Source organism: Streptomyces sp. NPDC002044, assembly GCF_040296725.1.
GTDB classification, from domain to species: Bacteria; Actinomycetota; Actinomycetes; order Streptomycetales; family Streptomycetaceae; genus Streptomyces; species Streptomyces antarcticus.
In genome coordinates this window covers 1-3,947 of record NZ_JBEOXU010000277.1, presented here as the reverse complement: position 1 = coordinate 3,947, position 3,947 = coordinate 1, and the positions used below count along the sequence as shown (strand labels likewise).

The window sequence follows — 3,947 nt, the reverse complement described above, 5'->3', positions numbered from 1 at the left end:
TGGAGCCCGGCCGGGCCTCGCCGCCGGTCACCCCGGCCCGACGATCCAGCGCCGCAGGACCCCGTCCAGCCCGCCCGCGGCGAGCAGCGTGCCGTCGGGGGAGAAGGCGAGCCCCTGGACGGCCGGGCCGCTCCCGTCGAGCAGCGGGACGCCCACGGGCTCGCCCGTCCCCGGATCCCACAGCCGCACCCGCCCGTCCGCCCCCGCCGTCGCGAGCAGCGAGCCGTCCGGCGAGAACACCGCTTCGTACGCGTCGCCCAGGTGCGCGAGGACCGGATCGCCGAGCGGCCGTCCGGTGCCGGGGTCCCAGCGCCGCACGGTTCCGTCGGCGCCCGCCGTGACGAGCGTCCGGCCGTCCGGCGCGAAGGCGACCGCCCAGACCGTCCCCGATCCTGCGCGCAGCAGCCGTCCGGGGGCCCCGCGCCGGCGCGGGAGGTCCCACAACCACACCAGCCGGTCCGCGCCCCCGCTGGCGAGCAGCGAGCCGTCGGGGGAGAAGGCCAGGGCGACGACCTCGTTCTGGTGACCGGTCAGCGGGCCGCCCAGTGCCGCGCCGACGGCCGGATCCCACAGCCGCACCGTGGCGTCCGCTCCGGCCGTGGCGAGCAGCTGCCCGTCCGGGGCGTACGCGGCCCGTTTCACGGCGCCCCGGTGTCCGGCCAGGGTGGTCCGCGCACTGCCGTCGGCGACGTTCCACAGGGTGATCCCCCGCCCGCCGCGCGCCGTGGCCAGGCTCCCGCCGTCCGGGGAGAACGCCAGGGCCCAGGCGGCCGCGGTCATCGGGGCGCGGCCGCGCCGGGTCACCGGGTCCCACAGGAGGGCCGTCCCGGCTCCGGTGGTCGCGCCGAGGACCGACCCGTCGGGGGAGAACGCCACCCGGAACAGCGCGGCGCCGGCGTCGAGCGGCGGCAGCTGTACGCCGCCGTCGCGCAGCGCCTCCTCGAAGGCCCGGGCGGCCAGGGACCGCGCGGCGGCCGCCCGCGGGAGCGGGCGCACCACGGTGTCGCCGCGCGCCGATGGGCGGTCCGGTGCCTCGTCCGGGCCGTCGTCCGGGGCGTGGGGTGGGGTGTGCGGCGGTGTGCCGGGGCGGGCCGGGCCGGCGGGCTGGAGGGCGGCCAGCGCCCGCCAGCGGGTCCGCCAGGGGGCGAGCGCGGGGGCGCCGTGCGGAGGCACGGGCACCTCCCGGCCGTACTCGTCGTACGCGTACAGGACCCGCACCAGCGCCATCAGCGTGTCGAAGCCCGGCAGCCGCTTGCCGCGGAACACGTCGCTCTGCGTGGCCACCGGCAGCCGGAGGTCGCCGCCCGTCCTCGCGGCCCGGGCGGCGAGGTCGCGGTACGAGCGGCTGCCGCGGGCGTGACGCAGCCCCCGCAGGTCGGCCGCGAAGGCGGCCAGGCCCTCCTCGAAGCTGCCGTGCGGTTCCATCCGGTGCCCGCCCCCAAGGTCGACTGCCGCCCACGCTAAGGCCGTCCGCCGGCCCGGGAGGCGGAACCGGGCAGAACGGGGCCGGACGTTTCCGAACGGGGCCGTACCGTTAGGGGTGTTCGGAGCCGTACTGTCCGAGCTGGGCTCCGACCTGGGCTCCGTCCGGGGCGGTCCGGTGCTGACCGGCTCCGTCCCGGTCCGTTCCGTACGCGCGGTCCGGAGCCGGGCCGGGGGCTGAAATCGGGGCATGACCACATCACCGTCGCCGCGGACCGATCCGCCGTTCCTCACGCTGCACGCCGCCGTCGTCCTGCTCGCCGCCCTGCTCGCCGGGCTCGTCGCGGGCGGGCTGAGCTTCCTCGGCGGGACGCCTCCCGCCCTGGCGGTCCTGGCCGGTCTGACCGCCGCGGGCGGGTCCGTGCCCGTACTGCGCGGGCTGATCCGGTGAGGGAGCGGCCGGAGGGCGGCCGCCTTCCGGGCGTTCGGGCGACGGGCGGCCGGGCCGCGGGCGTTCGGGCCGCGGGCGTTCAGCCGGCGGGCGGGATCTCGCCCGAGCCGCGGGCCACGAGGCGGGTCGGGAGTTCCAGCCGGACCGGGGGCAGGTCCGCGCCCGCCAGGCGCTGGAAGAGGCGGTCCGTGGCCACCCGGCCCAGGGCCGCCGCGTCCTGCGCGACCACCGTGATGCCGGGGCGCAGCAGATCGGCGAGCTCGAAGTCGTCGAAGCCGACCAGCGCCACCGGGCGGGTCCCGGCCGCCAGCACCCGTACGAGCGTGACCGTCACCCGGTTGTTCCCGGCGAAGAAGGCGGTCACCGGCCCCGGCCCGGCCAGCATCCCGGCGGCGGTGGCCGACACCCGGGCGGGAGCGGTGGAGCCGAGCGACACCCACGATTCGGCCACCGGCAGCCCCGCGGCCTCCATGGCGCTGCGGTAGCCGCGCAGCCGCTCGGTGGCGGTGTGGATGTGCGGATGGTCGCCGACGAAGCCGATCCGCCGGTGCCCCGCGGCGATCAGGTGGGCGACCCCGTCCCGGGCGCCGCCGAAGTTGTCGGAGAGGACGACGTCCGCGTCGATCCGCCCCGCGGGGCGGTCCACGAACACCGTGGCCACCCCGGCGCGCATCTCCGGCTCCAGGTAGCGGTGGTCGTCCCCGGCCGGGATCACGATCAGCCCGTCCACCCGTCGGGCGCACAGCGCGAGCGCCAACTCCCGCTCGCGGTCCGGGTCCTCGGCGCTGGAACCGTTGATCAGCAGCGCGCCGTGCGCGCGGGCCACCTCCTCCACCGCCCGGTTCAGGGGACCGTAGAACGGGTCGGCGAGGTCCTCCAGGACCAGCCCCACGGTCGCGGTCCGGCCCTTGCGCAGCACGCGCGCGCTGTCGTTGCGGCGGAACCCGAGGGCCTCGATGGCCTCGTGGACCCGCTTCTCCGTGTCCGCAGTGACCCCCGGCTCGTCGTTGACCACGCGGGACACCGTCTTCAGCCCCACCCCGGCCCGGGCCGCCACGTCCTTCATGGTCGGCCGGTTGCCGTAGCGGTGCTCGGTGGCGCGGCGGCTGTGGGGCACGGTGGGGAAACCTCCGGAGGTATCGGACGGGCTCTGACCTTGAGGATAAGCACTCGGCCGAGAGTGAGGTTTCCGTGGCAGGGTGGTGCGGGCAAGCCACTGGGGGCTCCGGACGAGCCATGGGGAGAGGGGTAGACGTGATTGTCTGGATCAACGGCACCTTCGGCGCCGGAAAGACCAGCACGGCCCGCGAACTGACCGCAATCCTGCCGGACGGCACCCTGTTCGACCCGGAGTTCGTCGGGGACGCCCTGCGCGTGCTCCTGCCCCGCAAGCGGCTGGCGGAGGTGTCCGACTACCAGGACCTGCCCAGTTGGCGGCGTCTGGTGGTGGACACCGCCGCGGCGCTGCTCGCCGAACTGGGCGGGGTGCTCGTCGTACCGATGACGCTGCTGCGGCAGGAGTACCGGGACGAGATCTTCGGCGGGCTGGCGGCGCGCCGGATTCCGGTGAGACATGTGCTGCTCGCCCCTGCGGAAACGATTCTTCGGCAGCGGATCGCGACGCGGGAGGAACCGGGTGCCTCCCAGGACGTGGACGTGCGGGTCCGCCAGTGGGCGTACGACCACATCCCGGCCTACCGGCAGGCGCTGGGCTGGCTCACCGCCGACGCCCACGTCGTCGACAACGGCGTCCTGGGCGTGCGCGAGACCGCCGAGCGGATCGCCGAGGCCGTCCGCACGGAAGCCGCCCCCGTGTGCGACATCGTCCAGACCCCGGAGCCCACCCGCGAGACGGTGGCCGCCGGGGTGCTGCTCTTCGACGAGCGGGACCGGGTGCTGCTGGTGGACCCGACGTACAAGGCCGGCTGGGAGTTCCCCGGCGGCGTCGTCGAGCCGGGCGAGGCTCCGGCCCGCGCGGGCGCCCAGTCGGGACCTTCATGGCTGCCGGTCGCCGGCACGAGACGCGGGACGTGCGCGTCCCCCCGGCGCAGCGCGAGCTGCGGTTCACCGGTGG

The 3,947-nt window shown here is 76.6% G+C and carries 4 protein-coding genes; 2 read left to right on the top strand and 2 right to left on the bottom strand.

Translation table 11 applies throughout. The annotated features are described in order from the left end of the window. Positions 1-27 precede the first annotated feature (27 nt). Entirely contained in the window at positions 28-1,425 is a 1,398-nt protein-coding gene (locus ABT106_RS31360; protein WP_351284295.1) for a WD40 repeat domain-containing protein, read from the bottom strand. A 247-nt stretch (positions 1,426-1,672) separates the two neighbouring features. On the opposite strand from ABT106_RS31360, the gene ABT106_RS31355 reads away from it, so the two are divergent. Beyond that, on the top strand, positions 1,673-1,873 hold the full coding sequence (locus tag ABT106_RS31355) for a hypothetical protein (RefSeq protein ID WP_351284292.1): 201 nt from the start codon (positions 1,673-1,675) through the stop codon (positions 1,871-1,873). Between the two features lie 79 nt (positions 1,874-1,952). On the opposite strand, the gene ABT106_RS31350 is transcribed toward ABT106_RS31355, so the two are convergent. Further along, entirely contained in the window at positions 1,953-2,939 is a 987-nt protein-coding gene (locus tag ABT106_RS31350; RefSeq protein WP_351284298.1) for a LacI family DNA-binding transcriptional regulator, read from the bottom strand. Positions 2,940-3,127: 188 nt separating this feature from the next. Between ABT106_RS31350 and ABT106_RS31345 the strand changes: the two genes are divergently transcribed. Next, positions 3,128-3,947: AAA family ATPase (locus ABT106_RS31345; protein ID WP_351284289.1), on the top strand; the 820-nt coding region annotated here is incomplete at its 3' end.

Bases quoted from the DNA above. Each gene is read 5' to 3' on its own strand.
- ABT106_RS31360 (WP_351284295.1), bottom strand. From the start codon at position 1,425: ATGGAACCGCACGGCAGCTTCGAGGAGGGCCTGGCCGCCTTCGCGGCC.
- ABT106_RS31355 (WP_351284292.1), top strand. From the start codon at position 1,673: ATGACCACATCACCGTCGCCGCGGACCGATCCGCCGTTCCTCACGCTG.
- ABT106_RS31350 (WP_351284298.1), bottom strand. From the start codon at position 2,939: ATGAAGGACGTGGCGGCCCGGGCCGGGGTGGGGCTGAAGACGGTGTCC.